This window comes from Bacillus sp. DWP3-1, from assembly GCF_049896565.1.
GTDB lineage: Bacteria > Bacillota > Bacilli > Bacillales > Bacillaceae > Bacillus.
Genome location: NZ_JAFCUN010000002.1, coordinates 57738 through 84521, shown reverse-complemented (window position 1 = coordinate 84521; position 26784 = coordinate 57738). Strand labels below are relative to the sequence as shown.

Annotated in this window: 27 protein-coding genes; 9 read left to right on the top strand and 18 right to left on the bottom strand. The window is 42.5% G+C overall.

What is annotated here, in order from left to right; all coding sequences use genetic code 11:
• Nucleotides 1–11: 11 nt before the first annotated feature.
• From ACP7A0_RS05860 to trmB, 3 genes are all read right to left on the bottom strand, one after another.
• A complete protein-coding gene (locus tag ACP7A0_RS05860) occupies nucleotides 12–1709 on the bottom strand; it encodes an NAD-dependent malic enzyme (protein WP_426004544.1) in 1698 nt (565 codons plus the stop codon).
• 73 nt (nucleotides 1710–1782) lie between these two features.
• A complete protein-coding gene (locus ACP7A0_RS05855; RefSeq protein ID WP_106039670.1) occupies nucleotides 1783–2631 on the bottom strand; it encodes a YtnP family quorum-quenching lactonase in 849 nt (282 codons plus the stop codon).
• A gap of 116 nt (nucleotides 2632–2747) precedes the next feature.
• Nucleotides 2748–3389, bottom strand: a complete 642-nt coding sequence (gene trmB / locus ACP7A0_RS05850) for a tRNA (guanosine(46)-N7)-methyltransferase TrmB (RefSeq protein WP_106071938.1) — start codon at nucleotides 3387–3389, stop codon at nucleotides 2748–2750.
• 188 nt (nucleotides 3390–3577) lie between these two features.
• On the opposite strand from trmB, the gene ACP7A0_RS05845 reads away from it, so the two are divergent.
• The gene (locus tag ACP7A0_RS05845; protein ID WP_095286138.1) at nucleotides 3578–3853 is read left to right on the top strand and encodes a YtzH-like family protein; all 276 of its coding nucleotides are present in this window, start codon (nucleotides 3578–3580) and stop codon (nucleotides 3851–3853) included.
• On the opposite strand, the gene ACP7A0_RS05840 is transcribed toward ACP7A0_RS05845, so the two are convergent.
• From ACP7A0_RS05840 to thpR, 4 genes are all read right to left on the bottom strand, one after another.
• Nucleotides 3850–4650 (bottom strand): phosphotransferase family protein, encoded by an 801-nt coding sequence (locus ACP7A0_RS05840; protein WP_170938436.1) that lies wholly within the window; start codon nucleotides 4648–4650, stop codon nucleotides 3850–3852. The two genes, ACP7A0_RS05845 and ACP7A0_RS05840, sit on opposite strands and share 4 nt — an antisense overlap.
• 283 nt (nucleotides 4651–4933) lie before the next feature.
• Nucleotides 4934–5863, bottom strand: coding sequence for a YegS/Rv2252/BmrU family lipid kinase (locus tag ACP7A0_RS05835; protein ID WP_426004541.1), 930 nt, complete (start codon nucleotides 5861–5863; stop codon nucleotides 4934–4936).
• 48 nt (nucleotides 5864–5911) lie between these two features.
• On the bottom strand, nucleotides 5912–6847 hold the full coding sequence (locus tag ACP7A0_RS05830) for a hypothetical protein (RefSeq protein WP_034665469.1): 936 nt from the start codon (nucleotides 6845–6847) through the stop codon (nucleotides 5912–5914).
• A gap of 25 nt (nucleotides 6848–6872) precedes the next feature.
• Nucleotides 6873–7424 carry an RNA 2',3'-cyclic phosphodiesterase gene (gene thpR / locus ACP7A0_RS05825; protein ID WP_060597034.1) on the bottom strand — a complete coding sequence of 184 codons (552 nt, stop codon included), beginning with the start codon at nucleotides 7422–7424 and terminating at the stop codon, nucleotides 6873–6875.
• A 94-nt stretch (nucleotides 7425–7518) separates the two neighbouring features.
• Here thpR and cysK point away from each other — a divergent pair, with 94 nt between their 5' ends.
• Nucleotides 7519–8448, top strand: a complete 930-nt coding sequence (gene cysK, locus ACP7A0_RS05820) for a cysteine synthase A (RefSeq protein ID WP_060597035.1) — start codon at nucleotides 7519–7521, stop codon at nucleotides 8446–8448.
• Nucleotides 8449–8496: 48 nt separating this feature from the next.
• Here the strand turns inward: cysK and ACP7A0_RS05815 are convergent, their stop codons facing one another.
• Complete coding sequence (locus ACP7A0_RS05815) at nucleotides 8497–9123, bottom strand: Type 1 glutamine amidotransferase-like domain-containing protein (RefSeq protein ID WP_060597036.1); 627 nt, start codon at nucleotides 9121–9123, stop codon at nucleotides 8497–8499.
• 23 nt (nucleotides 9124–9146) lie between these two features.
• On the bottom strand, nucleotides 9147–10547 hold the full coding sequence (pepV, locus tag ACP7A0_RS05810) for a dipeptidase PepV (RefSeq protein ID WP_426004537.1): 1401 nt from the start codon (nucleotides 10545–10547) through the stop codon (nucleotides 9147–9149).
• A 94-nt stretch (nucleotides 10548–10641) separates the two neighbouring features.
• Here pepV and ACP7A0_RS05805 point away from each other — a divergent pair, with 94 nt between their 5' ends.
• A complete protein-coding gene (locus ACP7A0_RS05805) occupies nucleotides 10642–11940 on the top strand; it encodes an NCS2 family permease (protein ID WP_060597038.1) in 1299 nt (432 codons plus the stop codon).
• 371 nt (nucleotides 11941–12311) lie between these two features.
• Entirely contained in the window at nucleotides 12312–12533 is a 222-nt protein-coding gene (locus ACP7A0_RS05800) for a DeoR family transcriptional regulator (protein ID WP_008356419.1), read from the top strand.
• 69 nt (nucleotides 12534–12602) lie between these two features.
• Here the strand turns inward: ACP7A0_RS05800 and ACP7A0_RS05795 are convergent, their stop codons facing one another.
• Both ACP7A0_RS05795 and ACP7A0_RS05790 read right to left on the bottom strand, forming a co-directional pair.
• The gene (locus ACP7A0_RS05795; RefSeq protein ID WP_127687082.1) at nucleotides 12603–13319 is read right to left on the bottom strand and encodes a pseudouridine synthase; all 717 of its coding nucleotides are present in this window, start codon (nucleotides 13317–13319) and stop codon (nucleotides 12603–12605) included.
• Between the two features lie 16 nt (nucleotides 13320–13335).
• On the bottom strand, nucleotides 13336–14958 hold the full coding sequence (locus ACP7A0_RS05790; protein WP_034665449.1) for a putative polysaccharide biosynthesis protein: 1623 nt from the start codon (nucleotides 14956–14958) through the stop codon (nucleotides 13336–13338).
• 175 nt (nucleotides 14959–15133) lie between these two features.
• On the opposite strand from ACP7A0_RS05790, the gene ACP7A0_RS05785 reads away from it, so the two are divergent.
• The 4 genes from ACP7A0_RS05785 to ACP7A0_RS05770 all read left to right on the top strand — a co-directional run bounded on the left by ACP7A0_RS05785 (nucleotide 15134) and on the right by ACP7A0_RS05770 (nucleotide 18923).
• Complete coding sequence (locus ACP7A0_RS05785) at nucleotides 15134–16405, top strand: NAD(P)/FAD-dependent oxidoreductase (protein ID WP_106039666.1); 1272 nt, start codon at nucleotides 15134–15136, stop codon at nucleotides 16403–16405.
• A complete protein-coding gene (locus ACP7A0_RS05780) occupies nucleotides 16402–16599 on the top strand; it encodes a hypothetical protein (RefSeq protein WP_375566162.1) in 198 nt (65 codons plus the stop codon). The genes ACP7A0_RS05785 and ACP7A0_RS05780 overlap by 4 nt, the downstream gene beginning before the upstream one ends.
• Nucleotides 16600–16739: 140 nt before the next feature.
• Nucleotides 16740–18272, top strand: a complete 1533-nt coding sequence (opuD, locus tag ACP7A0_RS05775) for a glycine betaine transporter OpuD (RefSeq protein WP_106031156.1) — start codon at nucleotides 16740–16742, stop codon at nucleotides 18270–18272.
• 126 nt (nucleotides 18273–18398) lie between these two features.
• Complete coding sequence (locus ACP7A0_RS05770; protein WP_106036982.1) at nucleotides 18399–18923, top strand: CbrC family protein; 525 nt, start codon at nucleotides 18399–18401, stop codon at nucleotides 18921–18923.
• Nucleotides 18924–18967: 44 nt separating this feature from the next.
• Here ACP7A0_RS05770 and ACP7A0_RS05765 read toward each other — a convergent pair whose 3' ends face one another.
• The 7 genes from ACP7A0_RS05765 to ACP7A0_RS05735 all read right to left on the bottom strand — a co-directional run bounded on the left by ACP7A0_RS05765 (nucleotide 18968) and on the right by ACP7A0_RS05735 (nucleotide 24252).
• Nucleotides 18968–19150: a sporulation protein Cse60 gene (locus tag ACP7A0_RS05765; RefSeq protein WP_034665546.1), complete on the bottom strand. Its 183-nt coding sequence runs from the start codon at nucleotides 19148–19150 to the stop codon at nucleotides 18968–18970.
• A gap of 103 nt (nucleotides 19151–19253) precedes the next feature.
• Nucleotides 19254–19565, bottom strand: coding sequence for a rhodanese-like domain-containing protein (locus ACP7A0_RS05760; RefSeq protein ID WP_106061167.1), 312 nt, complete (start codon nucleotides 19563–19565; stop codon nucleotides 19254–19256).
• Nucleotides 19566–19619: 54 nt separating this feature from the next.
• Nucleotides 19620–20303 (bottom strand): YesL family protein, encoded by a 684-nt coding sequence (locus tag ACP7A0_RS05755; protein ID WP_106036983.1) that lies wholly within the window; start codon nucleotides 20301–20303, stop codon nucleotides 19620–19622.
• 24 nt (nucleotides 20304–20327) lie between these two features.
• Nucleotides 20328–21617, bottom strand: a complete 1290-nt coding sequence (locus ACP7A0_RS05750; protein ID WP_426004530.1) for a Gfo/Idh/MocA family protein — start codon at nucleotides 21615–21617, stop codon at nucleotides 20328–20330.
• 17 nt (nucleotides 21618–21634) lie between these two features.
• Nucleotides 21635–22159, bottom strand: coding sequence for a lipoprotein YteS (locus tag ACP7A0_RS05745; RefSeq protein ID WP_426004528.1), 525 nt, complete (start codon nucleotides 22157–22159; stop codon nucleotides 21635–21637).
• Nucleotides 22156–23268, bottom strand: a complete 1113-nt coding sequence (locus ACP7A0_RS05740; RefSeq protein WP_066030528.1) for a glycoside hydrolase family 88/105 protein — start codon at nucleotides 23266–23268, stop codon at nucleotides 22156–22158. Before ACP7A0_RS05740 ends, ACP7A0_RS05745 begins: the two co-directional genes overlap by 4 nt.
• An 18-nt stretch (nucleotides 23269–23286) precedes the next feature.
• The gene (locus ACP7A0_RS05735; protein ID WP_034665423.1) at nucleotides 23287–24252 is read right to left on the bottom strand and encodes an ABC transporter permease; all 966 of its coding nucleotides are present in this window, start codon (nucleotides 24250–24252) and stop codon (nucleotides 23287–23289) included.
• 231 nt (nucleotides 24253–24483) lie between these two features.
• On the opposite strand from ACP7A0_RS05735, the gene ACP7A0_RS05730 reads away from it, so the two are divergent.
• Nucleotides 24484–26784, top strand: coding sequence for a helix-turn-helix domain-containing protein (locus ACP7A0_RS05730; RefSeq protein ID WP_106036986.1), 2301 nt, complete (start codon nucleotides 24484–24486; stop codon nucleotides 26782–26784).

Here is a 26784-nt window from a genome sequence, read left to right as displayed (position 1 = left end):
AAGCTTCTTTTTTATATGGCTTTGATTTTTTTGTACACAGGATGCCACATGGCGTCCTGTACAGCCTGAATGAGATCCTCAGGCGTTTCCTCTGCAATACCTTCATCGATCGCTGCTTGCGCCACACGGACAGCCACTGTCGCTGAAACAGTTCGAAGCTGATCCACACTTGGCAGCATCGCTGCACCCGGCTTTCCGACATTGACCATGCTGGCAATCGCTTCAGCACTCGCAACAAACATGCTGTCTGTTATAAGGCGGGCTTTAGACACAATCGTTCCAAGACCAAGCCCTGGGAACACAAGGGCATTATTCGCCTGCCCAATTTCATATGTCACGCCGCCATATTCGACAGGATCAAATGGGCTTCCCGTTGTCACAAGGGCGCGTCCTTCTGTCCACTCGATGAGATCTTCAGGCTTTGCTTCTGAAAGAGGTGTTGGGTTCGACATCGGTAAAATGGCTGGGCGCTCCACGTGTGACGCCATTTCTTTCACAATTTCCTCTGTAAATGCTCCTCCTACCGTCGAGGTGCCAACTAAGATGGTTGGTTTCGCCTGTTTGACGACCTCTAATAAATCAATGGAATGCTTAGGACCGTTACGGGCATAATCCTTTACTTCGTCAGAACGTCTTGCATATGGCTTTTGAAATGGCTGAATGTCAGGCGAATCATCTGTAAGCAATCCTGTTTTATCAATACACCAGAAATGATCATATGATTCCTCTTCTTTGACACCGTCTCTTACGAGAGCATCACGGATCTGCTCCGCTATGCCAATCCCTGCCGTACCCGCTCCGAAAATGACGATTCGGTGATCTTTCAGCGGAACCTTCGAAGCTTTTGCACATGCCAGAACCGCAGCAAGTGAAACAGCTCCAGTACCTTGAATGTCATCATTAAATGTACAAATACGTTCCTTATATTTTTCCAATATGGCTCGGGCATTTTTTGTCCCAAAGTCTTCCCAGTGAAGGAGTGCATTTGGAAAGGTTGCGCGGGCAAGCTCTACATATTGATCAATGAACCGAACATAACGTTCTCCTCGAACGCGAGAATGCTGATTTCCAACATAAAGCGGATCATTCAAGAGACTTTCCTGGTTCGTCCCGGCATCAAGCACAACGGCCAGCACGCGGCTAGGATCAATGCCTGCTGCGGCTGTATAAACAGCAAGTTTCCCGACTGAAATGGCAATACCGCCAACACCCCAGTCTCCAATACCTAAAATGCCTTCTGCATCTGTCGCAACGATTAAGTCAATTGATTCATCAACACCGTAAGAGGCAAAAATCTCTTCCATGCCTTCCAAATCATCAATCGATAAATAAAGCCCCCTTGGCTTTCGATACTCGTGGCTATAACGCTGAATGGCTGTTCCAACAGTCGGCGTGTAGACAATCGGCAGCATCTCCGCCAAGTGCTCATTTAGTAATTTGTAAAAAAGCACTTCGTTTCTGTCATGAAGTGATGTTAAATACACATTTTTCCCCAGTTCATCCGGCTGTGCCTTGAACTGCTCATATGCACGCTTTGCCTGATCCTCTAATGTTAAAACCTTAGGCGGTAGAAATCCCTTTAAACCAAGCTCTTCCCGCTCTTCCTTAGTAAATGCAACCCCTTTGTTTAAATAAGGGACGGACATGACTTCCATCCCTCTTAATGGTGTTTCAATGACATCACCATGTACACGATAAAATTGGTTCACCTGCACTCTTCCTTTCACAAGTTCATTTTGTCGTTATTTTGTGTGAAAGGCGAAAAAACATGCAGATGATCTTTTATCTTCCTGTTTCTCTTTTAACTTCATGTGTGATTTGCCCGTCTTCATCCCATTTTACAGCGCGGTAAATCGCATCATGATAAAACAAGTACCACGCATTTTTTTCTTCTGCAAAGGCCTGCCATTTTTGCTTAGCTGGAATCGAAGTCATTGGGTAATCATCATAAGCCAAGACCCATAATGGATTTTTATGAGCGTGTGTTGGCATGATATCAGCCAAATGAATCGCTGTTTCGCCCTGACTTGTGAGCGTTAAGATGCTATGGCCATTGCTATGACCGCCTGTATGATGCAGCCCAATGCCTTTTGTTACTTCGATGCTTTCTTCAAATGGCACCACTTGATCTGCTATAGGCTCCCAGTTTTCTTTCCAATATGTATTTCTTGAGCGGATGTTAGGCGCCCTCATTTCATCCCATTCGATTTTGGATGTGATGATTTTTGCCTGCGTAAAAACAGACACGAGCTCTTCTCCCTCACGTTTTGTCAGCCCGCTTGCATGATCGAAGTGAAGGTGTGTCATTAAAACGTAATCAATATCAGCTGGTTGCAGGCCGAGTGCCGCTAGCGATTGTTCCAATTTCGTCTCTTCTGTTACGCCGTAATTGCGTTTTTGTTTATCTGTCAGCTTCCCTGATCCGATGCCGGAATCCACTAATAAATGAAGACCATTCCACCGAATGAGGATCGGATCACACCGCAGTTCAATTTGATTGCGATCGTTCACCGGGTATTTTTTTGACCATAACGGCTTTGGCACTACACCGAACATCGCACCGCCGTCCATGTGTGTATCTCCCCCATTTAACCAGAACAGTTCCATGTCACCTATTTTCATTGTCTCCATTACTGTCATCCCTCCTTTTTCTATCGTAGCAAATACAGCTGAAAATCGCATGCATCAATCTTTTCATGAAAAAAGCTGACTGCAATTTTTCTTTGCAGCCAGCTTGATGTCACTTGTTAATCTGGAAATTTTACTTCTGATCGATAGATGGGTTGTCCCATAGACGAGAATTTTTCTTCGTATTCAGTCATCACATTTCCTTCTAATCCGTCCTTATGTAAATCTAAGCTTACATACGTTAAAAGAAGGCCATATGCAGAAAAACTCTTTAAGGAATATTCAAATAATCCGCGGTTATCTGTTTTGAAATGCAATTCACCACCTGGACGGAGAATATGTTCATATCGCTCTAAAAAGGCCTTAAACGTTAATCTGCGCTTTTCATGCCTTGCTTTTGGCCACGGATCAGAGAAATTCAAATACACCCGGGCAATTTCATTTTCCGCAAACACATCTGTCAGCGTTTCAGCATTAATGTTCAAAAGCTTTACATTTTCAACATCTGTCTCTTTGATTTTATCTACTGCTGTCACAATGACACTTTTAAATAATTCAATGCCAATATAGTTGATATCAGGATGAAGCTTGCCCATTCCAGCGATAAAACTCCCTTTTCCTGTCCCAACTTCGATATGGATTGGATGATCATTTCCAAACAGCTCATGCCATTTCCCTTTATATTGCTCGGGGCTAGCTAAGGCAATATGAGCATTTTCAGCTAAGTAATCATCCGCCCATGGTTTATGTCGCATTCTCAATTTGATACACCTCTATTTTCTTTACATTTTATCAAGATACCATGAAACATAAAGACCCGCAAGACAGCATCTTTATGCACATATGAAAAAGACCAGCCCTTCGCTTGAGCTGGTCTGCCGCATGTATAAATTGGGCGCTGAATGCACAGTTTAACCACATAAATGACACGCAGAAAAGGAGCATACGTATGGGATTAAACCGTCAACATCAGCTTCAATTAATCAAAGATATTTTAACCGATCACCAGTTGGATTGCTGCGGGACTGTTGCAGAATATGAACAGGTGGGACGTGTGATTCAATTAATGCTGGCAAAAGAAGACCTTGATGCCGACATTCGTCAATTATTAACAGATATTTATGATTACAGCCAAAAGGGTACTTCTGTCAGTTCAATTGATGCACATATCGAGGAGCATCAATCGCATTTGTCAGAGTGGGTCGAGAATATTCCTATGTCTTAATGGATGTTTAACCGCTTTAAGAGTGCGCTCAGCTCCGCTTGCACTTCTTGCTGCGCTTTTTCATTTCCTTTTCTTTTATGCCACACGACAAACGATACGGTTTCAGCGAGGACGTACCAATCCATACGTTTTCGCAAATTGTCCGTCAGCGGAGCACCGTACATCGAGAGCCAGCTTTCCCAGTTCTCTTCTTCAACATAATGGTATAAAAGTGGTCCAAGATCAATGGCTGGGTCAGCAATCATCGCCCCATCCCAATCGATCAAGTAAAGCTGATTTTCATCTGTCAGCAGCCAATTATTATGATTGAGGTCACAATGACACACGACCTTGTCCTCAAATTGGACTGCCTCCACATGCTTCTCTAAGTACTGGATGGCACGTGTAATGTCTTGTGAATCGATTTGCTCTTTTAATATGGACTGTTTTAAATGCTTCAAAATGGATTCTGGGTGTAGAGCGTGCTTCTCTAATCTTTTCAGCATATCAAGCAATTCTTTAGATGTATGAATTTTTCTTAGCTGCTCTGCTACAGGACGGTCATTCATGTCCTTTGGCTTCAGCTCTCTGCCGCTCAGCCAGTGCTGCGCAGTGATGACATCCCCATTTTCCATCCGTTTTGTCCAGACAAGCTTCGGCACAATGCCTTCAGCTGACAAAACCGCAAGAAACGGTGACGTATTGCGTTTTAAAAATAGCTTTTGGTCATTGTGTGTTGCGAAGTACGCATCTCCCGTAGCGCCTCCAGCAGGAGAGATGTGCCATTCGCTACCTAATATTTGTCCCAACCAGTTCATATCAATTTTCAACCCATCATTTCTTAAAATATTTTAAATCTTGCTTTTTTAGTCGACAAAATTCAGCCGATTGAAGATCAATTGGCTGTTTCTTTTTTATTTATATGATCATAAAAACAAAAAGGACAGCTATTGAGAATGAGATGCTAAACAATAGCCGTCCTATAGATTTTATCGTTACCTTCTTATACTCGTCAAGCAAAACTAGAAAATCAGGACAAGAACCTTATGAAAAGGAAGGCTTTTTTCATGGTTTTTGACTAGGGCATTCACGAGAAGCCATTTAAGCACGTAATTTTAAGGAGCGCTCACTCGCCTTCACAAAGACAGGTGTTGCGCCGATCACTTCTCCATCTGCATGAAATAAGATTTTTGCATCTGCCTCCAAGTACGCTTCCTCGTGCTGATACAGGGTAACGCCCTTCATTCCAAGATGCCTTCGAAACACCATCGCACTTAAAAACAAGAGCACTTTGAATGGATTCAAATCTGTGACAACGATCGTTTGAAAGCCTCGCTGCCTCGCGCTCACTTCCGGCGCTGCTTCCAGCCCGCCTCCGTAATAGGGGTGATTGCATACAATCACAAACCACACTTGGCGAAAGACCTTCTTCTCATTTTCAATAAACAGCGCAAGGTCAAACGGCTTAAAGGACCATAAAGAATGGAGAAATGACAGCGGGTAGATGATAAACCCAAGTCCCAGCCGTTTCAGCCACTTTTTTCCTCTGAAATGCACTGTTTTCCTTAGCACATGCGCATCAAACCCAGCACCGATATGATTGAGAAAGAGAACGGATTGCGGGCTTTCTGCATGATCTTGAAAGGAGCCGAGAGAAAATGTTTTGGTGAGCATTCTCTTTTGCTTTCTCACTTCTTTTAGGACATCTTGACGATGGATGCCGAGGCCCTTCGCCGCATCATTCCAATGACCGGCGGGAACAAAGCTTAACTGCACATGATCCATTTCCTTTAAGCCATTCAGGACTTCATGAATGGTGCCGTCACCGCCAATGACAATCAGGCGCTTCAGCCTGTCATCTTGCATGGCGCTAATTTGTCTTGCCAATACTTCTGCATGACCTTCATGCTGGGTGAGAAACGATCGATAAGAGATCTCCACCTTTTGTAATTCTTTCTCTATGCTCCTCCATGTACGAAGTCCTTTTCCATGTCCTGCTGCTGGATTAACGATAAAGTACCATTCATTCATATATTAGCTCCACTCAGGTCTCATTTTTCGTGACCTTCCATTATGCCTTTAATCGAGCCATTCCTGCCTTCTTTTGCTGTCTGATTCACCATAAGCAAGCAATGCCTTTGTCGCCTTAAATTGCTGATGCTTTGTCGGCGCGGTATTTTTCCGCTGCTTTTCAAACCAATCTTCCGCCTTCTTCTTATCGACAACCTCCATCCCGTATGGAACTTCCGGTAAGTCAATATAAGAGGTTCTGCTGATCAGGATTTTTTTCACAGGAAGATCGACACCGCTTTGCTGTAAGATCTTTGACACGACGGTGCCAGAGCGCAGAAGGCTTGCGCAAGGATTCAAAACGGACTGAACAGCTTTCCCATTCGCCCGCTTTTCCCAAAAACGTTCCTTCGTTCCGATATATACACTGTCAGGCTCTGCCTCTAAGAAGGATAAACAAATCACTTCCAGCGGCGTAATAAGTACTGAACATAATTCCATCTCTGCTTTTTGAATGAGCAGCACCGGCTTATACATCACAAAATATGAATCCGGAAGCTGCCTAGCAAGCATACGCAGCTTTTCATCATACCGAATATGATGGGAGACGGTTGAAATGTGGGAAATCGTCGAGCTCGCCCATTTTAATTGAACATCGTATAGATGATCCTTAAAAAAATGAATGAGCTTCGTTTCATCGGTAGGAACGTTTGTAAAGACACCTTGCTCTATATCTGTCGGCTCGTTAAAAAGACTCAGGTCCCGTTCCTTTTTCATATCGGCTTCTTTTTGCTTTCTTTTTAAGGAGAATTTCTTTCTCTTTTCTTCCTCTTGTTCAGGCACTTGTTCAGAGATTTGGTCAAATGAATGCTGCGCCTCCTGTTTTGAAGCCTTTTTTAACTCGTCCCACCTTTGCTTTTTCAATCGAATGAATTGATTGATGTAGTGATGCGGGTCTTGTTCATATCGTGATATATAATCTTGAATTTTGATAATTTGCGCCATCTGCTGCTCACTCCAACTTTTAGAATCATTTATGTAGTGCAAATTGTTTGATTGCGTGATAACGCGGGGTTTCTTTCGGACGTATTTCAAATAGAGTCATACAAGAAACCTCTATCACGTATGGCTCTTTGCGTAAAGGCGCTTGTTCTGCAAAAGAGTGATCCGCGTTCCATTTTCGCGCAATCGTCATATGCGGATGAAACGGTCTCTTTTCAACAGGATGTCCTGCTGACAATACGGCTTCTTTCACCTTTTCTCTTAATTGCATGAGCGGTTCACTTTCATTAGGTTTTGCAAAAAAGACTCTCGGGCGCTCCTTCATGCCAAACTGTCCTAACTCATTCAGCTCTAGTGAAAATGCAGCGGCTTCATTTGAAAGGATATCAAGCAGCTCGATGATCTTTTTTAAACGCTCATCTGGAATGGCACCTAAAAAGATCAGGGTCACATGATAATCATCTGGTGCTGTCCACTTTTGAAAGGATAGTTCACTCCTTAGATCCATGTCTTTTTTGATTTGATGCGCAAGTTGTTCAGGGATGTGAATCCCTATAAAATAATGACGGTTTTCTGCCACAATATCACCTGTCCTTTTTTAACAAACTTTACGAATCCCCATTGATGATAGTATAACTAAAGAAATGCAGAATGAGAAGAAAGGGTGTCACATGATGAAGGTTGCACAAAATATAGCTGAGCTGATTGGCGATACACCACTTGTTAAATTACAGCGGCTTCAGCCAGACAATGCGGCAGCTGTTTATTTAAAGCTGGAATCATTTAATCCTAGCGGCAGTGTGAAGGACCGCGCTGCTTACAATATGATCGTCGAGGCTGAAAGGCAAGGAAAGCTTACAAAAGGAGCGACCATTATTGAACCAACGAGTGGGAATACAGGGATTGGTTTAGCCATGAACGCAGCAGCAAGAGGCTATAAAGCCATCCTTGTCATGCCAGATACGATGACAAAGGAAAGAATCAATATTTTGAAGGCTTATGGGGCGCAGGTCGTTTTAACCCCAGGAGAAGAAAAAATGCCAGGCTGTATTCGCAAGGCAGAGGAACTGGCGTCTCAAATTCCTCATAGCTTTATCCCGATGCAATTTGATAATGGGGCGAACCCAGATGCACATAGAGGCACAACGGCTGTTGAAATCATGGAAGCTGTAAAACAACTTGGAAAGCCAATTGGAGCCTTTGTCGCAACAGCAGGAACTGGCGGAACCATTACAGGCACCGGAGAGGAATTAAAGAAGGCATTCCCTCATTTGACCATACGTGTGGCAGAGCCGAAGGGATCTCCAGTCTTATCTGGCGGGAAACCTGGCAAACATAAACTTGTTGGCACAAGCCCAGGATTTATTCCCCATATTTTAAACGAGCATGTCTATGATGAGATCGTGCAAGTAAGCGATGAGGATGCGTACACCATCACACGTCAGCTTGCCCGGCTTGAAGGAATTTTAGTTGGTCCATCATCTGGTGCAGCCTGCTATGCTGCGATTGAAACAGCCAAGCAACTGCCGGCAGAACAAATCGTGATCTGTATGACAGCAGATACAGGCGAACGATACTTATCAAGTGATGTTTTTCAAGATTAAAAAAGGAACAGGGTCATGAATCCCTGTTCCTTTTTCTTCGTTTCAAGGTTAGGACGATTTGTCGGACTTCACCTCAGCCTGCTCCCCTGTGATGAGTAAAACCTGCTCATCAGTAAGCGGGCATAAATCGAGCGTCTGCTCAAACTGTTCCATGATTTGCTGCGCAGCCTCGCCTAAATAGGTATTGTACATATGCGGTACCGGATAGTAGCTTATCTCATTGAATCCTTGACATGATGAAAGTTCTGCTGCCTTCTGCCGATCATCCATCACGGAGATATATTCAATGCTTGGTGCCATGATGATACTCCCTGCGGACTCTCCGATGTACAGCTTGCCTTTATTGATTTCTTCTTTCAGCACGTCATCAAGACGATGCTTTCTTAATTCCTGCAGCAAATAGAAGGTGTTGCCTCCTGATACGTACATCACATCATTTTGTTCCATCATCTTTGTGATTTCTTCAGTAGACTGCTCAGCTATCTGAACGGTCTCTAGATGCATACCTAGTTGATGAAAGGCTTCTTTCGCTGCCTCCACATAGTGCGTGACTTCTTCCACAGCACTGGCTGTTGGAAAAAATGTCACGCGTTTTCCTTTTAATGATTCACCCGCAAAGTCAGATAAGAGAGAATAGCTGTCTTTGAATGAAGAGCATAAGAACATTTTTTTCACTGTGAATCCCCTCTTCTCTTTTTCTATTTTGCCAATTCATACATGGCTTGTGCATATAGAGCGGTTGCTCTTAGTAGATCATCGATTTCGATATATTCATCCTTCTGGTGTGCGCAATCTGGTCTGCCAGGGAATAGAGGACCAAAGGCAACGCCCGCTTCTAAAGATCTCGCATACGTTCCTCCACCAATGGCAATCAGATTAGCTGGATCTCCCGTTTGTTCCTCATATACCCGCTGCAATGTTTTCACAAGCGGATGATCTTTTGAGACGTGATGCGGAGGGCTGTCGTCAAATTTCAGAAGGGTGGCCCCTTTGATGCCTTCGATCCCTTTTTTAACGTCCTTGCCGTCTGCTGTCACTGGATAGCGGACATTTAATCCTAGCTTCGCTTCCTCGTTTTGTGTATAGCGGATCGTTCCAACATTTAAAGTCAAATCTCCGCTAATCTCATCTTTACAAGCAATCCCCAGCTTTTTCCCTCTTGTATCCTGATCAAATAAAGCGTTGATTTGGGAGGTAAAAGCAAGCCCGTCTTCATCTAACTCTTGTCCACATAGGAAATTGGCCATATGAATGCCCGCATTGATGCCATGCGCCGGCTCCATGGCATGAACTGATTCACCTTTTAATGTGAGATGCAGTCCGTCCGCTGCATTCTTTACCCCACCTGATAAATGATTGTGAGCAAGATAAGCTTCAAAAGCTGTTTTTAATGATTCAGCATCGTGATCTTGTGCAGCTGTCACAGTGGCAGCTGCCTCATCCGGCACCATATTCAGCCGCATACCCGATGTGAATTGCTTGAGCGTATAACGCTGATGATTTTCTGTAAGTTGATATGTAAATGACACGATGGCATCAATAATCCCTTTTTCAGCATGAATAATCGGAAAATCGGCATCTGGCGCAAATCCAATTTGCGGCATCGCCTCATGCTTGAAATAATGGTCCACACAGCGCCAATCACTTTCTTCATCCGTTCCAATGATCATTCGAATCTTTTTTGACAGCTTCATCCCTGTATCTTTTATCATCTTTAGCGCGTAGAAAGCCGCCATGGTTGGACCTTTATCATCAATGGCTCCTCGTGCAAACATTTTATTTTCTCTTATGTCCGCTGAAAATGGCGGGGTTGTCCAGCCATCACCAGCAGGCACAACGTCCACATGGCATAGCACACCTACAATGTCTTCGCCTTCTCCATATTCAATATGACCTGCATAGCCATCCACATTCTTGACTGTGAATCCTTCGTCTTCCCCTTTTTTCAACATATACTGAAGGGCCTGATCGACTTTTTCACCAAATGGCTTTCCTTCTTTTCTACCTTCTTCATCAAGGACACTTTCAATTTGCAAAAAAGATTGTGTGTCCTTAATTAAGTCGTCTTTTTTTCGTATCACTTCAGCTTCCCAATTCATTTTTCCATTCCTCCTTGAAAAAAGGTTGCAATCCACCCTTAAAACGAATATTATATTAATTGTTTTGTAATAATGTTCGTAAATGGAGGATTTTATGTTTCAGTTAAAAGAAAACCAAACCAACATAAAGAAAGAATTAATTGCTGGTATGACGACATTCTTTACCATGGTATATATTGTTGCCGTTAACCCAGGAATTCTTTCAAAAGCAGGCATTCCTTTTGACCAAGTCTTTACTGCAACAATTATCGCTGCTGTCGTCGGTACGCTCTGGATGGCACTATTTGCAAACTATCCGATTGCTATTGCACCAGGCATGGGGCTGAATGTCTATTTCACCTTTACAGTTGTCGGTGGCGGCGGCATCAGCTATCAAACAGCGTTCAGTGCGGTATTTGTTGCTGGTATACTCTTTATTATTTTATCGTTAACATCCCTTAGAAAACAACTGATTCAAGCCATTCCAGATAATTTAAAGTACGGCATTACAGCAGGAATCGGGCTTTTCATTGCATTTATCGGCCTCCGTCAGTCTGGGATTATCGCAGCTGACCCAGAAAATCTAGTGAAGCTTGGCAACTTAAGCTCGCCTGTTGTCATTTTAACGCTTGTCGGCTTAATGATCTCTGTTATTTTAATGGTTCTTCAAATAAATGGCGCTCTGTTTATCGGCATGTTAGCGACGACACTGATTGCGCTCGTAACAGGCCAGCTTCATTTCCCTAAAATGCTGATGGACATCCCTGCACTACCCGAAGGCATGCTGATTACAAATCCATTCGCTGCTTTTGGCGATGTATTCTCTCATCATTTATATGCTGTCGTCTTCTCCTTCTTACTAGTGACGATTTTTGATACAACGGGCACAATGATCGGAGTGGCTGAACAAGCAGGACTCATGAAAAAAGGCCAGCTGCCAAAGGTACGCAGAGCCCTGCTCGCTGACTCTGCTGCAACGACGATAGGTTCTATGTTTGGGACAAGCCCAACAACAGCTTATATTGAATCATCATCTGGGGTTGCTGCTGGCGGAAGAACTGGACTAACGTCTTTAACGGTCGCTGCACTGTTTATTGTGGCATTGTTTTTCGGCCCGCTCGTTCAAGCCATTTCTTCTTTACCATCCATCACATCACCTGTTCTCATCATTGTCGGGTGCTTGATGATGAACTCAGTGTCACGCATTCGCTGGAACGAGCTAGACGAAGCATTCCCTGCTTTTCTTGTGATCCTTTCCATGCCGCTGACATCTAGTATTTCTACAGGAATTTCACTTGGATTTATCTCATATCCCCTTGTGAAACTGGCAAAAGGGAAATGGAGAGAAGTACATGTACTTGTTCTCATCTTTGCCATTTTATTTTTCATTCAGCTCTTTTTCTTAGAAGGATAACAGAAACAAAAAAGGCACATTCTAACAAGGAATGTGTCTTTTTGAGATGAGTGAATTTTTTATTTTGTAAATTTTCTGTGTTTATTTTTTGGATGTTTGAATGTGACGGTATTCTCCATACCCCTTACGCCTATTGGGTTGTAACCGAATTCAAAACATGGTATATACCATGTTTCGATTCATGAAGACAAGTTAAAAAACACGTAAAGTTGACTTTTTGGTGGAACTAGATGCATAATAACGTGTATAATAGAATAAAACATTAAGAAACACGAACATTTACCATTGTTGCATGTCCTTATTTCGCAGTTTTAGTGTAGTAAGTTGTGGTTAGTCAAGTCCATCCGATCTTATTGATAGGGAGTGGTTTTTTGAAACCTTCAACAAACCGTATGATGACTCGAATTAAATCAGTTTATATGTTCATTCAAGAGAAAGGTCTTGTGACGACACAAGAGCTGGTTGATGAATTCGGGATCACACCTAGAACCATTCAAAGAGACTTAAACGTGCTTGCCTATAACGATCTTGTTCATAGTCCAAGCAGAGGCAAATGGGAAACAACGAGAAAAAAAGTGAAAATATCATCTTAAGCGTATAATGAACTGTCCATATAACAAAAAGACCCGGCGATATGCCGGTTCTTTTCTTTTATTCTACATTTATGGTCGATTGATTAAGCTGTCCAACTCTTCATCCGTCAATTCACGGTACTCCCCAGGCGCTAGATCTTCATCTAAAGAGACAGCCCCCATCGAGAGTCTTTTTAAAAAAATGACTTCATTTCCCACTGCTTGCGCCATCAGCTTCACTTGATGGTACTTTCCTTCAGTAATCGTTAAACGGATGCGTGTATCTTCGTTTTCATTCGCATCTACTTCAACCTTCGCCGGCTTCGTGCAGTAATCATCTAAAATGACAACGCCCTCTTCAAGGCGCTTGATGTCTTGATCTCCTAATGGGTATTTCAAATGAACTTCGTATGTTTTTGGCACATGCTTTTTTGGAGAAAGTAATTGATGAGCAAGCTGTCCATCATTTGTGAGGAGGAGGAGACCGACTGTGTCCTTATCCAGTCTCCCCACAGGAAATGGCTCCCTTGCGATATCCTCCGGCTCTAGTAAATCGACGACCGTTTCATCCCGCAGATCTTCAGTTGCTGAGATGACCCCGTCCGGTTTGTTCATCATTAAGTAAATGAATTCTTTATACTCTACACGCTCTCCGTGTACGAGCACTTCATCATTCGAGGGATCAACATGATCTTTCACCTGCTTCGCCACTTCTCCATTCACTGTGACCGCCCGTGCCTTGACCAGCTTCTTCACATCTTTTCTTGAACCAAAGCCGCTGCTAGCAAGCAATTTATCAAGCCTCATGAATATCCACCTCTTCTTAACTCTTTTTTCTTAAAAATTTCGGCATACGGCTGCCGAGTACACGCTCAAGTAATCCTACCTTATAAGACAAGAACAGATACACACCGCCGCCAGTGATCATTGAAATCAAAATGACGATACCCGCTTGTACAATTCCACCCTCATACGAAATCACTTGGCTCACAAGCTGACATGTCACATACGCCACAACAGCCATAATCGCCGTTAAAATACCAATGAGAATAAATCGTTTGAAAATCCTGCGGAACGAGTAGCCGGCATGGCGCTTAATCATGATAAACATATACAAGATGGACGCGCTATAGCCTAACGCAGTCGCAAGCACAGAACCATTTCCTTGCAGCCAGCTGATTAGCGGAATGTTCAGAACCGTTTTAATAATGATCCCTAACAACAGACTGACAATGGCGAATTTTTGTTTGTTAATTCCCTGCAAAATTGCTGCATTAATGGTGAATAAGGAAAACAATAACGCAACAGGTGCATACCAGAACAAAATTGACATCCCAATCTCAGGATGAACGGACGGATAGAAAAACCAATAAACCGGTCCAGCCAATGCCGAGATACCAAATGAAGCAGGCAGTACGAAAAATAAAATGACCTGCATCGTCTGATCAATTTGTCTATTGAGAAGCTTGTAGTTACGTGCTGTAAATGATTCCGTAATCGTCGGAATCAAGGTTAAGCCAAACGCTGTTGCAAGTGACACAGGAATCATCACGAGCTTCGGTAAATATAACGTCACAATGGACAATACCGCTGTACTAATATCCTGATGTCCTGATGCAATCATAGCTCTGTTAATGGTATTTGTATCAATATAAGAATAAATTGGAATCGCAAGTCCAACAAACACATACGGTGCCGCATAGCTAAACAGCTCTGTAAACATTTGTTTATAAGATAAGTCAGAGGAAGCACCTGTATTCGGCTGCATGGATAAGAGCCGGTCCTTGCGCTTCAGCCAATATAAATAAAGCGTGAATAAACCCCCAAATGCGCCGATAAGTGCTGCAAATGTGGCATATCCGACAGCGATGACAAGCCCGCCGTCAAGCACTTTTAAAATAATAAACGTTGCAGTTAATAGGAAGATGATTCTGACAAGCTGCTCAATCACTTGGGAAACAGCTGTCGGTCCCATCATGGAGTGTCCTTGGAAGAACCCCCGCACAAGACTCATAATAGGTACAACCAAAAGACCTAAACTGACCATCCGAATCACATATACCACTTGATCGACAGTCAAACCGCCTGTTTCATTCGATCCGCCAAGCTGAATCTTGGCAAAAATCGGTGCGGTCAAATATAAAATAGAAAAGGCGATAATCCCGGTGACAAGCATGACCGACATACCCGCCCTGAACATTTTCCTTGTTGTCTCATAATCGCCGATTGCATTATATTTAGAAACAAATTTTGATACCGCTGTTGGAAAACCAAGCGTAGCAATACTTAAAAAGATCGTATACTGATTGTATCCATATTGAAATAGCGCTCCACCAGTAGCTCCAACCATTGCGCTAAATGGAATTAAGTAAATCATACCAAGAATACGAGAGAGATAAGTCCCTATCGTTAAAACCAACGTACCACGAAGCAGTTTATTAGACATGCGCTTAACCACCATTTTTCTAATGAATATTCAACTTAACTATTTTACCACATCATTTCGACGCACAGGTAACAAATCCAATACAGAAGGCACAAAACCAATCAATTCATATTTCAGCCTTCCCCAATTTTCGTTATAATAGAGGAATGACTGAAAGTAGAAAGAGGAATGTAACATGAAACATTATGATGTCATTGTCATTGGCGGTGGACCTTCTGGACTGATGGCCGCGATTGCATCAGCAGAGCACGGAGCGACTGTTCTGTTAATTGACAAAGGAAACAAACTTGGCAGGAAGCTCGCCATTTCTGGCGGTGGACGCTGTAACGTCACCAACCGCCTTCCAGTAGAAGAAATCATCAAGCATATTCCCGGAAACGGCCGTTTTTTATATAGTGCATTTTCTGAGTTCAATAACGAGGATATTATTTCGTTTTTTGAAAACCTCGGCATTGAACTTAAAGAAGAAGACCATGGACGTATGTTCCCTGTCTCAAACAAAGCACAATCTGTTGTGGATGCCCTTTTAGACAGGCTCCGCAACCTCAATGTCACCATTCGAACGAATGAAAAGATTAAAACAGTTCTGTATCAAGACGGACAAGCAGCTGGAATTGTTACAAATAATGATGAAAAAATTTCAAGTAACGCCGTTGTCATTGCTGTTGGCGGAAAAAGTGTGCCGCATACTGGTTCTACTGGTGACGGCTATGCATGGGCAGAAGCCGCTGGTCATACGATTACAGAGCTCTTCCCAACAGAAGTACCGGTCACATCAGATGAGCGCTTTATTAAAGAAAAAGTGCTACAAGGTCTTTCTTTAAGAAGTGTGGCTGTCAGTGTTTTAAATAAAAAGGGGAAACCCGTCGTCACACATGTCATGGATATGATTTTTACTCACTTTGGCTTATCCGGCCCAGCTGTTCTTAGATGCAGCGGATTTGTTGTGAAAGAATTGAAAAAACAGCCGACTGTTCGTCTGCAAATAGACTTATATCCGAAGCTTAATGACGAAGATCTGTTCCAAAAGCTTCATCAAGACCTAAAAGATGAACCAAAAAAAGCCATTAAAAATGTCCTAAAGTCTTGGATGCAAGAACGCTATTTATTGTTTCTGTTAGAACGGAACGGCATAGATCCGCAAGACACATTTTCTGGACTTGCTAAGGACAAACTGCGCGCATTCGTAAATGATTGCAAACACTTTATCGTTCATGCGAACGGCACTCTTTCCTTAGACAAAGCGTTTGTCACAGGAGGCGGCGTTTCTGTGAAAGAAATTGAACCGAAGAAAATGGCGTCTAAAAAAATGCCCGGTCTTTATTTCTGCGGAGAAATTTTAGACATTCACGGTTATACAGGCGGATACAATATCACGTCAGCACTTGTGACAGGCAGGCTTGCCGGTATGAATGCTGCACTCGAAGCAAAGGAGAGATTTTCATGATGAGACGTGCACTTCCGATTATCCTAGCGGTTGTGATTAGTTTGACAGCCGCTGTTTTCTTGAAGCTATCAATTACCCCGTTAAAAGTCGCCATTGTTTTGGCGTTTACCATCTTCGCTGTTTGTTTAAAAGAATACGTCTACCGTCTTCGTAAACGAATTGAAGAAAAATCATCTTCACATTCCGATAGTTGATTAATGGAAGCAAAACATGTTACGGTAAAGTAGAGGTCGAGTGAGAAGCTCGCCTCTTTTTGTTTGAAATTAGTTGAGTTAGGGGATATTAAGCAAAATCCTCTGCTTAAACGTGTAGAACAACAGGAGAGTGAGATGGTGTGAAAAACGTATCAAGTGTATTTTGGATTGTGATTGCGATCACATTTGTTGCCGTCATATGGGGAGCTTTTTCTCCAGAAACACTGCAAAATGTCACAGATCAAATTCAAACATACATTACAAATGACTTTGGCTGGTATTACTTGTTAGTGGTGTCACTGCTCGTCGGCTTTTGTCTATTCTTTATCTTTAGCCCAATCGGGAAGATTACGCTAGGAAAACCTGGGGAAGAGCCTGAATTCGGCTTATTTTCTTGGTTTGCGATGCTATTTAGTGCCGGTATGGGAATTGGTCTTGTTTTTTACGGAGCAGCTGAACCGATCAGCCACTATGCCATACAGTCACCAACGGGTGAAACTGAAACGGCGCAGGCCTTCCGAGATTCCCTTCGATATACATTTTTCCATTGGGGGCTTCATGCATGGGCTATTTATGCCATTGTTGCACTTTGCATTGCTTACTTTAAATTTAGAAAAGATGCACCTGGCTTAATTAGTGCAACGTTGCAGCCAGTTTTAGGAAATAAAACGAATGGATGGATCGGAAAAACCATCGATTGTATTGCGGTATTTGCAACTGTTGTTGGTGTTGCGACAAGCCTAGGATTAGGTGCGGCACAAATAAACGGGGGATTGAATTACCTGTTTCAAATTCCGAATGCTTTTAGCACACAATTGATCATTATCATGATTGTGACGGTGCTTTTCCTTGCATCTGCTCTAAGCGGGATTGGAAAAGGCATTAAATATTTAAGTAATATCAACATGGTATTAGCAGCTGTTCTGATGTTTTTCTTACTTTTGGTAGGTCCAACTGTTTTTATCTTAAATTCATTTACTGACTCGATTGGGCAATACTTATCCAATATCGTTCAAATGAGCTTCCGTCTATCTCCAAATGATCCTGAGAAGAGAGAATGGATTAATGGATGGACAATCTTTTATTGGGCATGGTGGATTTCTTGGGCACCATTTGTCGGAATCTTTATCGCAAGGGTGTCACGCGGACGAACGATTCGAGAATTTTTACTAGGTGTCTTAGTGGCTCCTTCTATCCTAGTATTCCTATGGTTCTCGATTTTCGGTGTATCTGCGATGGATTTACAGCAAAAGAATATTGTCGATGTTGCAGGTCTTTCAACAGAAACAATGCTCTTCGGTGTACTAAATGAATATCCGCTGGCGATGATCACATCGATTCTAGCACTCATTTTAATCGCCATATTCTTTATTACATCGGCTGATTCAGCTACATTTGTGCTTGGAATGCAGACAACCTACGGATCATTGAACCCTTCTGGCAGTGTCAAAGTCAGCTGGGGTATCATCCAATCTGCTGTTGCTGCCGTGCTTTTATTTTCAGGGGGACTTGGAGCTCTTCAAAATACAGCCAAGCTCGCAGCCTTGCCGTTCTCCGTTGTCATTATTTTGATGATTGTCTCACTGTACAAGTCACTGAATGATGAACGAAAAGCTATCAAGCAAGCCAACAAAGTCAGTAAACCACGAAGTCCAAGAGTAAAAAAAGCATAATCTCAAGCGAAAAAAGCCGTTCCTCATCCGAACGGCTTTTTTCTATATAGACAATTTAAGATTGTTGCAAGCTTGAGGATTCCTGTAAAATAATGATGAAATCATTTCTACATAATGGAGGTTTTTATGACGTTACCTACATTCAAGTACAACCCAGATCCAGTTTCGTTAAACGTGATCAAAAAAGAGCATACGACATGTCCTGTTTGTGAGAAAGAAAGAGATTACGTGTATCATGGTCCATTTTATACTGTTGAAGATGTGGAAGGAATTTGCCCTTGGTGTATTAAAGATGGATCAGCCGCTAAAAAATACGATGGCATCTTTCAAGACGATGCAAGTTGTGATGACGTCGATCAAGAGGAATATGTAGATGAACTGATCTTCAGAACACCAGGCTATCGCGGCTGGCAGCAGGAATATTGGTTAAGCCATTGCGGAGATTTTTGCGCAATCGTCCAGTATGTCGGATGGAAAGAGATAGAACATTTAGAGGAAGAACTCACAGAAGATATCGAAGACATTTGCAGCGGCGGGGGATTAACGAAAGAGAACCTAAAACAATGGCTCGTCAACGGAGGAGACTTGCAGGGCTACCTCTTTCAATGTGTTCACTGCAAAAAGCATCGTTTATATATTGACGCTAGCTAATCAAACAAAAAGGGCCCTTCAAACAGGTCCTTTTTTGATGCCGTCTATTTTTTATATAAAATGAGTGCAGAAAAACAGTAGAGCTGTTCTCCTCCCTGCTCACAGATCACCGCTACATCGTACTTGATATCAATGATTTGGTCGTCATCCATTCCTTTTAAAAAAAGATTGATTTCGCTCTGCAAATCTTTTTCGTGTTCTTCATCAAATACAGCTACCTTTAGCACATATGCCACTCTCCCTTCTCTCGCTACTCTATCTTTATGCATATAAGGGCGGGCATATGAACAAAAAAGCCTTTCATCTCAAAGATGAAAGGTCGGACTTCTTTTACAGCTTCGGTTTTGTTTCTCCTGTCCAAGCAAGCATCCCGCCAATGACATTGGTCGCTTGATAGCCTTGGTCTTCTAGGAAATAGCAGACATTTTCACTACGTTTACCGGAGCGGCAAATAATATAATATTCCTGCGTTTGATCGAATGCATCCAGCTTCTTAGGGATATCTCCCATTCGGATGTGGACAGCTTCTGGAATCATTCCTTCTGCTACTTCCTCGTCCTCACGCACATCAACAAGCTGAATGGCTTCTTCTTGCTCTAGCTTTTGTTTTAATTCTTCTATTGAGATTTCTTTTACTGACACGACGCTCATCTCTCCTTTTAATCACGGTGACACCATTATAGCAAATGATTCACATCACTGTGTATTCACCCGCTTCGATTGAAGGAAAGACGGCAGACGTTTCTTCACTTCGGCTGTCTGCTGATCACTTTCAAACTCTACCTTTTTGAATACTTGATAGGCCAGCCACATGTGGCCATAGGCGAGTATACTCACACTAAAGAACGGCACGATTCCCGGCAAATAAGCAAAGAGAACAAACAGCAGAGCCGAGAAAACGAGCATACAGAGTGTATATTGCAAATATGAGATACCAAGCAAAAGAGAGAATTTCAGATAGAGACGTTTTTTCCAATCATAATGAGCCAGCAGCGGAAAAATATAAAACAAGCTCACAACAAAGAGAAAACCAAAGATATAAATGGCAAAACGAAGCACATGCAAAAACCAGCTCGTTGGATAAATAAACGCAAGGTCTACATATATAATCGTCCCTATGATCAGCAGCGCCACTCCAATTAAGTTAGAGCGTACAAACTCCTCACGATACACCTTCCAAAAAGTCCGGAAAACGCTGACTTGCTCATGCCCTTGTATCCACTTTCTCATCACTGAAAATAGCGCAGTGGTCGCAGGCATCAATCCAAAGATCCCAAGCCCCAGCATGGTGAACAGCAGCCATAGCAAATTCGTATAGGCAAGTCTCATCACCCACTCACACATTCGAAGCATTCTGCTCATTGAACCATCATGATCCATCTCTTTCCCCTCCTCTCTTTCTCATTACACCGTCTCTTTTTGAAACAATTCTTCTATTTCAATTGGGCGCTTCTCTGCAACAGACCGCCACATGCCTTCCCCAAGCGCAATCGAATAAGCACCAGCCTCTGCTCCTGCTGATATGTCATAGTGAATTAAAGGATCTTTTCCTATAAATAAATCGGCCAGAAGCAGAGGGTCTCCGCCGCCATGTCCCCCTGGCTGTTTCACGACTTCAATTGTCTCTTTTGCCCCAAACATCGGATAATAAGAAATCGTCTGTTCTGGGAATTGAAAAGGAATTCTTGATGGCACATGAAACTCATTTGTTTCAATACGCCCCTTCGTCCCATTAATGGCAAGCCGGTATCCTTCATATGGCGCTGAGAATTGAATTGAATAGCTGAGCAGAGCCCCTTGGTCATATGCCACTGATGCCACATATGTATCCTCAATGTCAATTTCCTGATCAAAAATACAGGCGTCTGGGCGATAATTTGAGTACTGCTGAGACTGCTCCTTACTGGATTCGATATGGTCGTCCTCGACCTTTGAGCGTTCTACCCGCGGATTCCACCTTGCTTCATAATGACATGTATCCTTCACATGACATGTTCCGCAATATCTGTTTTCTCCCCCCTGCAAGGGATTCCAAGGACTTTCATTTCCGTAATAGTTCAGCGCCCCATAGGCAAATACTTGCTTCGGCTTTTGATTGATCCACCAATTGACCAAATCAAAATGATGCGTCGATTTATGAATGGATAGTCCGCCAGAGAATTGTCGCGTTCGGTTCCACCTTTTGAAGTAACTAGCGCCATGATACGTATCAATGAGCCAGCTCAGTTCAACAGATGTGACCCTTCCAATCTTTCCTTCTAAAATGAGTTCTTTGATCTTTCGATGAAATGGATTGTAGCGATAATTAAAAGTGACTGTGACCTTCCCTTTACTTTCCTTTTCTTTTTCCATCACTTTTTTGGCGTCTTTTGCTGTTGTGACCATTGGCTTTTCAGTGATGACATCGAGATCATGGTCAAGTGCCTGCAAAATATACGTGACATGTGTGTCATCCCGGCCTGCCACAATGACGATATCTGGCTTTGCTTCCTTCACCATTTGATCAAATGCACCTGCATGAAAGAACGAGATGCCCCGCAGTGATGGAAAACGCTCCTGACAAAGTGTATACCGATGATGATCTATATCTAGGAGCCCTGTAATCTTGTAATGCTCATTGAAATCCTCTGTGAGCGGTTTAATAAACATATTGAACGCACGATGACTGAGTCCGCAAACTACGACCCGTTTCACAGTCCCCACCTCTTTTTCTATCGATTTTCACGAAGCTGTTTCATGAGAGACAGCGCCTCATTGGACTTGTAAGCATACACAGGAATAAAAGCGACCATATCTCGGTGTAATTGAAAGGTATAGCCGTTTAGCTTTTTTGTGCCTTTATTGACTTGAACCGCATAATCGACCGTTTTCCCTGTCTTTTGGTCCTCGACCGTATATGGTCCTGCCGCTTGATCATCTACGCCCATTTCTTCAAGCAGCTGAAAGCTTTCAGGATCATCATATGTTCTAAACATTTCTTCCGGGACAAGCATGATGTCCCCCTCTTTTGCGGTAATTTCAACAAGAAGCTTTTCAGGAATCGCCGGAAAGATGTAGACGCTATAAGACTCTTGTTCTGTCTGAAAAGCCTTCTCGACTAATTGATCCTTCATCCCCTTTGACATGTCAGAAAAAATCAGAACATCAATACCGTTTGTTTTCCCTTGGCAGGCTGACAAACAAAGGGCAGCGATGAAGCTGAGGAGCCATACCGCACCCCTTTTTCGCCTCTTCATGCCTTCTGAAAAACAGACAGCTTCTCTAGCTCAGTTAACGCCATAATAAAAGCGCCTGCCCCGTGCAAGTCATTTGTGCTTCGCTCTCTTTCAACGTAGTAATCATAAAATCCAGCAGATGTTCCGATACAAATATCATTGATGGTAAAATCACCGTTTTCTGTCTCAGCCGTCTTATGATGAATTAAGCCTTGGTATGCTTTCACCACATGATCGACATAACGAAGGCTGACATACCCTTCATTCATGGCTTTTGCCATGGCGTACATGAATAAACACGATCCTGAGCTTTCAAGCCAATTGTCGCTATGAGTACCTTTATCAATGATTTGATGCCAGAGACCTGTGTCTTGATCCTGGTACTTGGATACACTTTCCAGCATGTCTGTCAGCGTTTCCTTCCAAACCTTTCGTCCCTCATGCTCTTCTGGCAGATCCTCGATCATATCTGCTAATGCAAGGACATACCAGCCAAACGATCTTGCCCAAAACTCGGGGGAACAGCCAGTCTTTTGATCAGCCCATGGCATCACTTTTCGTTCGTCCCACGCGTGATAGTACAGACCTGTTTTTTCATCTTTTGTATGCTTTCTCATGAGATACTCTTGATGGATCACCATATCCACCAGTTCCTCTTCACCTCTCAGCTTTGCATACTTTAAGGCAAAAGGTCCTCCCATGTAGAGACCATCCAACCACATTTGATAGGCATAATTGTCTTTATGCCAAAACCCGCCCTCAGATGTGCGATTCAATGTGCGGTAAAGCCCCCGAAGCTTCTCCGCTGCCAGCACATACCGCTTCTCTCCCGTCCGTTCGTAAAGAGGGAATAAAATGAGCCCTGCTTGGATCGCATCAAGCTCATCTCTGCGAAATAACAGGTTTCCATACTCATCAATGAGCGAATCTGCGTAGCTTTTCACATAATTAAAATACGTCTCGTTCTTCGTTGCCTCATATAGCTTCATCACACCGCAAAGAAAAACGCCTTGATGATAATGCCATCTTCCAGCTGGAGGCAGCTCAATTGGTGTATGCGCTTTCATAATTGTTTGTGCTAATTTCTCTGCATGCTCAAGTGGTGATCCCTTTTCAGTCGATAATGTCATTCTTCTTCATCTCCCTTTTTAGTAAATACCTTCTTCCCCGAATTTCTTCGCTAAACGGTTCGCCAGCATGACCAAAATGAGTCCAACGGCTGCTTTAAATAGACCAACAGCGGTACTATAGCTGAATTGTCCTTGCTTAAGACCAGCTGTATAGACGTACGTATCAAAGATTTCTGCTACTTCCCGGTTCGTTGCATTGAGTAATAAGTAGACATGCTCAAAGCCAAGCTCTAATGTGTCACCAATTTTCAAAATAAGCAGAACGACAATCACACTTTTAATGGCAGGAAGAGTGATGTGCCACATTTGTCTCAGTCTGCCGGCTCCATCCATTTTTGCTGCTTCATATAGCTGCGGATCTACCGCTGTAATCGCCGCAAGATAAATGATCGTCGACCAGCCTGCTTCCCGCCAGATCACCTGTAAAATGTACATGGGTCTGAACCATTCCTGACTAAGGAGGAAGTTAATCTTTTCCCCTCCAAAGAAAGCAATCAATTCATTGATTAACCCGCCATCTACTGTTAACAAAACAAAAGATAAGGACACGACAATCACCCATGACATGAAGTGAGGAATGTATATCATGGTCTGGACAAATTTCTTAAACAATGCCAATCTGACCTCGTTTAAAAGCAGGGCCAATAAGATCGGAATCGGAAAGAAAATCACGACATTCATGGCAAATAAAATCAGTGTATTTTTTAATAAGATAAAAAATGTTGGTTCTGTAAACAATCGAATAAAGTGTTTGAAGCCAACCCACTCACTCCCAAGAATACCGAGAAACGGCTGGTAATCTTGAAAGGCAATGATAAGCCCCCACATCGGCACATATTTAAAGACAAGAAAATAAATGAGCCCTGGCAAAATCATTACATACAAAAATTTTTGACTAAGCAATTGATTAAGTAAGCGCTTTCTCTTTTCTTTTTTCAAAGCTGCCGCAGGCATACCCTTGGCAGTGACATCCTCTGTTTTCATAGATAAAGCCTCCCCTCATGCTGATGCATGTGTTAACTGTATCTTAAGGATGAAAAATCCGTCTACAATCATATCATCAGATCATATTTACTTAGGGGAAGCTACTCAAAACGTTACATAAAACATAAGAAAATGATCCTAATCTCAGAAAATGATTATTGACAAACCTACCAAATTTTTGGATTAATAAATTAAGGGGAAAAGATTGTTCTGTTTGAAATGGGGGGTTTTATGAAAAGAAGGCAGTATAAATTTTATTACAAGCTTGTGACGTTTTTTTTCGTGCTTAGTACGATTCCTGTCATCATTGTCGGTATTTTTTCTTATCAGCATTCGCAAAAAACCGCACTCGAAAATATCTCAAATGAAAAGCTGGACAGCGTCAAACAAACGCAATCCAATATTGAGCATATTTTAAAAACAGTGGATCATTCTCTCACTCACTATGTCAGTTCGCCGCCTCTCCTTCAAACACTGGCAGAACCTTTAAATCCAGACCAATTCCAGCTTTATAATCAAGTACAGCAGGAACTAAACTACCTGCAAACCTTTGACACCGATCTTTCCAATATTACACTCGTGAGTAAAATGGAAGACTGGTACATGAACAATTCGGGACTTTATCATGTCACAAGCGGAGACCAAGAGAAAGCGCTCACCTCTTACCTCAATATACCGAGTCATTCCAGCTGGGCACTTGAAGAGAATAATCCACTTGTTGCGACAAAAGAAGGAAAGGCCTCCTTTTGCAAATACAATGTGAACTTAATCAAACAACTCCCTATGAACAGTGTCCAGAAAAAAGGGATCGCTGTCGCCAGCATTCCGAGCTGCACGATTGCTGACAATATGCCTGACTTCTCTCAATCTGACAGTATGTTTGTCATTGATACAAACGGAAAAGTGCTGCTACATAACCGCAAAGAACAAATTGGTGAATCCTTGAAGAATCAAGAGCTCGTCAAGCATGTCCTATCACGTGAAGAACGATCAGGTCAATTTAACATGAAGATCGAGGAACTAGACTATCAAATTACGTTTCAAAAATCAGACTATAACGAATGGACGTACTTATCCTTTGTTTCCATTCCAGAACTCAAGGCACAAACGAAATCAATTGGGTGGATCACTTTTATTATCTGCTTTATTTTGTTAGCGCTTTCATTACTATTTTCATGGTTTGGGTCCAGACATTTTTATAAACCAATCCGCTTGTTATATGAGTCCTTTGCACGCAATGAATCCTTTTTGCAAAAACAGCCTTTTCAAAATGAATTTGAGTTGATTGAGTCGAGTATTAAACAAATGAAGGATCAAAACAATGATTTAGAGGAACGTATTGAGCAGCAAGTCACGCACCTTCAGCAATACTTTATGGTGCGGCTATTGCTCGGAAAGCTGACAGAAGAAGAAATTAACAACCGGTTCCAAAGTTTGGGATTCCCTCAGGGCTGGTCTCATTTATCCATGCTTGTGACCCAAATCGATACGTTAAAAGGAACACCTTATGAAAAAAAGGATGCTGACTTGCTGTTATTTGCCATCAATGGACTGATCGAGCAGATGATTCCGCAAGATGAGCACCTTCAGCCAACGGTTGTCAATCAGCATCAAACGACGATTATCTTGAATCACTCAAAGTCAGATGAAGAGTTTACTGAATATTTAAACCAATTAGCGGAAACTATTCAGCAGCGCATCGAGGAAGAGCTTGGTTTATCGATCAGCATCGGGATCAGCCGCCAGTTTAAGGAGCTCACGATGGCGAAACAGGCTTACATTGAAGGAAAAGAAGCCTTAAAATACAGGCTCAAAGCAGAGAAAAAATCCATTATCTTATATGAACATATTCAGCAAGGAAAAACGTTTAAAACCCATTTTCCAAAACAGCTGCAGCATGATTTATTCGATGCGATGAAAGCAGGTGATCAAGGCAAGGCGGATCATTATTTACATGTGCTTCTGCAATCCATTTTCTCTAAAAATGCTGGACCGCATGAATACCATATCGCTCTCGCCCGTTTTTTAAACAATTTGATTGAGCTGATGCATTTGCTTGGCATTGAATTATTTGAGGTCGAAGACAACAAAATGCTGTATGATACGATTTTTGAATTTAAAACCTTTGAAGATACCGAAGCATGGCTGAAACATGAGATCATTCGGCCGATTATTGACCAGCTAGGTGCACGTGAGGACTCACAATACAAAAACATCTCAGAGAAAATCATTCATATCATTCATCAAGAATTCGACTCAGATCTTACATTGGATGAAATCGCCACACGCTTGCATTACAACCCCAATTATTTAAGCAGTATTTTTAGAAAGGAAATGGATATCTCCTTTAGTGAATATCTCTCGTCCTACAGACACCATGTCGCCAAAAACTGGCTCGTGGAAACCGATATGTCCGTCAAAGAAATTTCGGAAAAACTGAAATATAAAAATCCGCAAAACTTCATCCGTTCCTTCAAAAAACTAGAAGGCACGACCCCTGGCAAATACCGCGACCACAAAAAAGGCACATAA

What these genes read in the sequence shown, in the direction of transcription:
- ACP7A0_RS05855 (WP_106039670.1), bottom strand. Translation starts at nt 2,631, where the DNA reads ATGGAGACAATGAAAATAGGTGACATGGAACTGTTCTGGTTAAATGGG.
- ACP7A0_RS05845 (WP_095286138.1), top strand. Translation starts at nt 3,578, where the DNA reads ATGGGATTAAACCGTCAACATCAGCTTCAATTAATCAAAGATATTTTA.
- ACP7A0_RS05840 (WP_170938436.1), bottom strand. Translation starts at nt 4,650, where the DNA reads ATGAACTGGTTGGGACAAATATTAGGTAGCGAATGGCACATCTCTCCT.
- ACP7A0_RS05835 (WP_426004541.1), bottom strand. Translation starts at nt 5,863, where the DNA reads ATGAATGAATGGTACTTTATCGTTAATCCAGCAGCAGGACATGGAAAA.
- ACP7A0_RS05830 (WP_034665469.1), bottom strand. Translation starts at nt 6,847, where the DNA reads ATGGCGCAAATTATCAAAATTCAAGATTATATATCACGATATGAACAA.
- cysK (WP_060597035.1), top strand. Translation starts at nt 7,519, where the DNA reads ATGAAGGTTGCACAAAATATAGCTGAGCTGATTGGCGATACACCACTT.
- pepV (WP_426004537.1), bottom strand. Translation starts at nt 10,547, where the DNA reads ATGAATTGGGAAGCTGAAGTGATACGAAAAAAAGACGACTTAATTAAG.
- ACP7A0_RS05805 (WP_060597038.1), top strand. Translation starts at nt 10,642, where the DNA reads ATGTTTCAGTTAAAAGAAAACCAAACCAACATAAAGAAAGAATTAATT.
- ACP7A0_RS05795 (WP_127687082.1), bottom strand. Translation starts at nt 13,319, where the DNA reads ATGAGGCTTGATAAATTGCTTGCTAGCAGCGGCTTTGGTTCAAGAAAA.
- ACP7A0_RS05790 (WP_034665449.1), bottom strand. Translation starts at nt 14,958, where the DNA reads ATGTCTAATAAACTGCTTCGTGGTACGTTGGTTTTAACGATAGGGACT.
- ACP7A0_RS05785 (WP_106039666.1), top strand. Translation starts at nt 15,134, where the DNA reads ATGAAACATTATGATGTCATTGTCATTGGCGGTGGACCTTCTGGACTG.
- ACP7A0_RS05780 (WP_375566162.1), top strand. Translation starts at nt 16,402, where the DNA reads ATGATGAGACGTGCACTTCCGATTATCCTAGCGGTTGTGATTAGTTTG.
- ACP7A0_RS05770 (WP_106036982.1), top strand. Translation starts at nt 18,399, where the DNA reads ATGACGTTACCTACATTCAAGTACAACCCAGATCCAGTTTCGTTAAAC.
- ACP7A0_RS05755 (WP_106036983.1), bottom strand. Translation starts at nt 20,303, where the DNA reads ATGGATCATGATGGTTCAATGAGCAGAATGCTTCGAATGTGTGAGTGG.
- ACP7A0_RS05745 (WP_426004528.1), bottom strand. Translation starts at nt 22,159, where the DNA reads ATGAAGAGGCGAAAAAGGGGTGCGGTATGGCTCCTCAGCTTCATCGCT.
- ACP7A0_RS05740 (WP_066030528.1), bottom strand. Translation starts at nt 23,268, where the DNA reads ATGACATTATCGACTGAAAAGGGATCACCACTTGAGCATGCAGAGAAA.
- ACP7A0_RS05735 (WP_034665423.1), bottom strand. Translation starts at nt 24,252, where the DNA reads ATGAAAACAGAGGATGTCACTGCCAAGGGTATGCCTGCGGCAGCTTTG.
- ACP7A0_RS05730 (WP_106036986.1), top strand. Translation starts at nt 24,484, where the DNA reads ATGAAAAGAAGGCAGTATAAATTTTATTACAAGCTTGTGACGTTTTTT.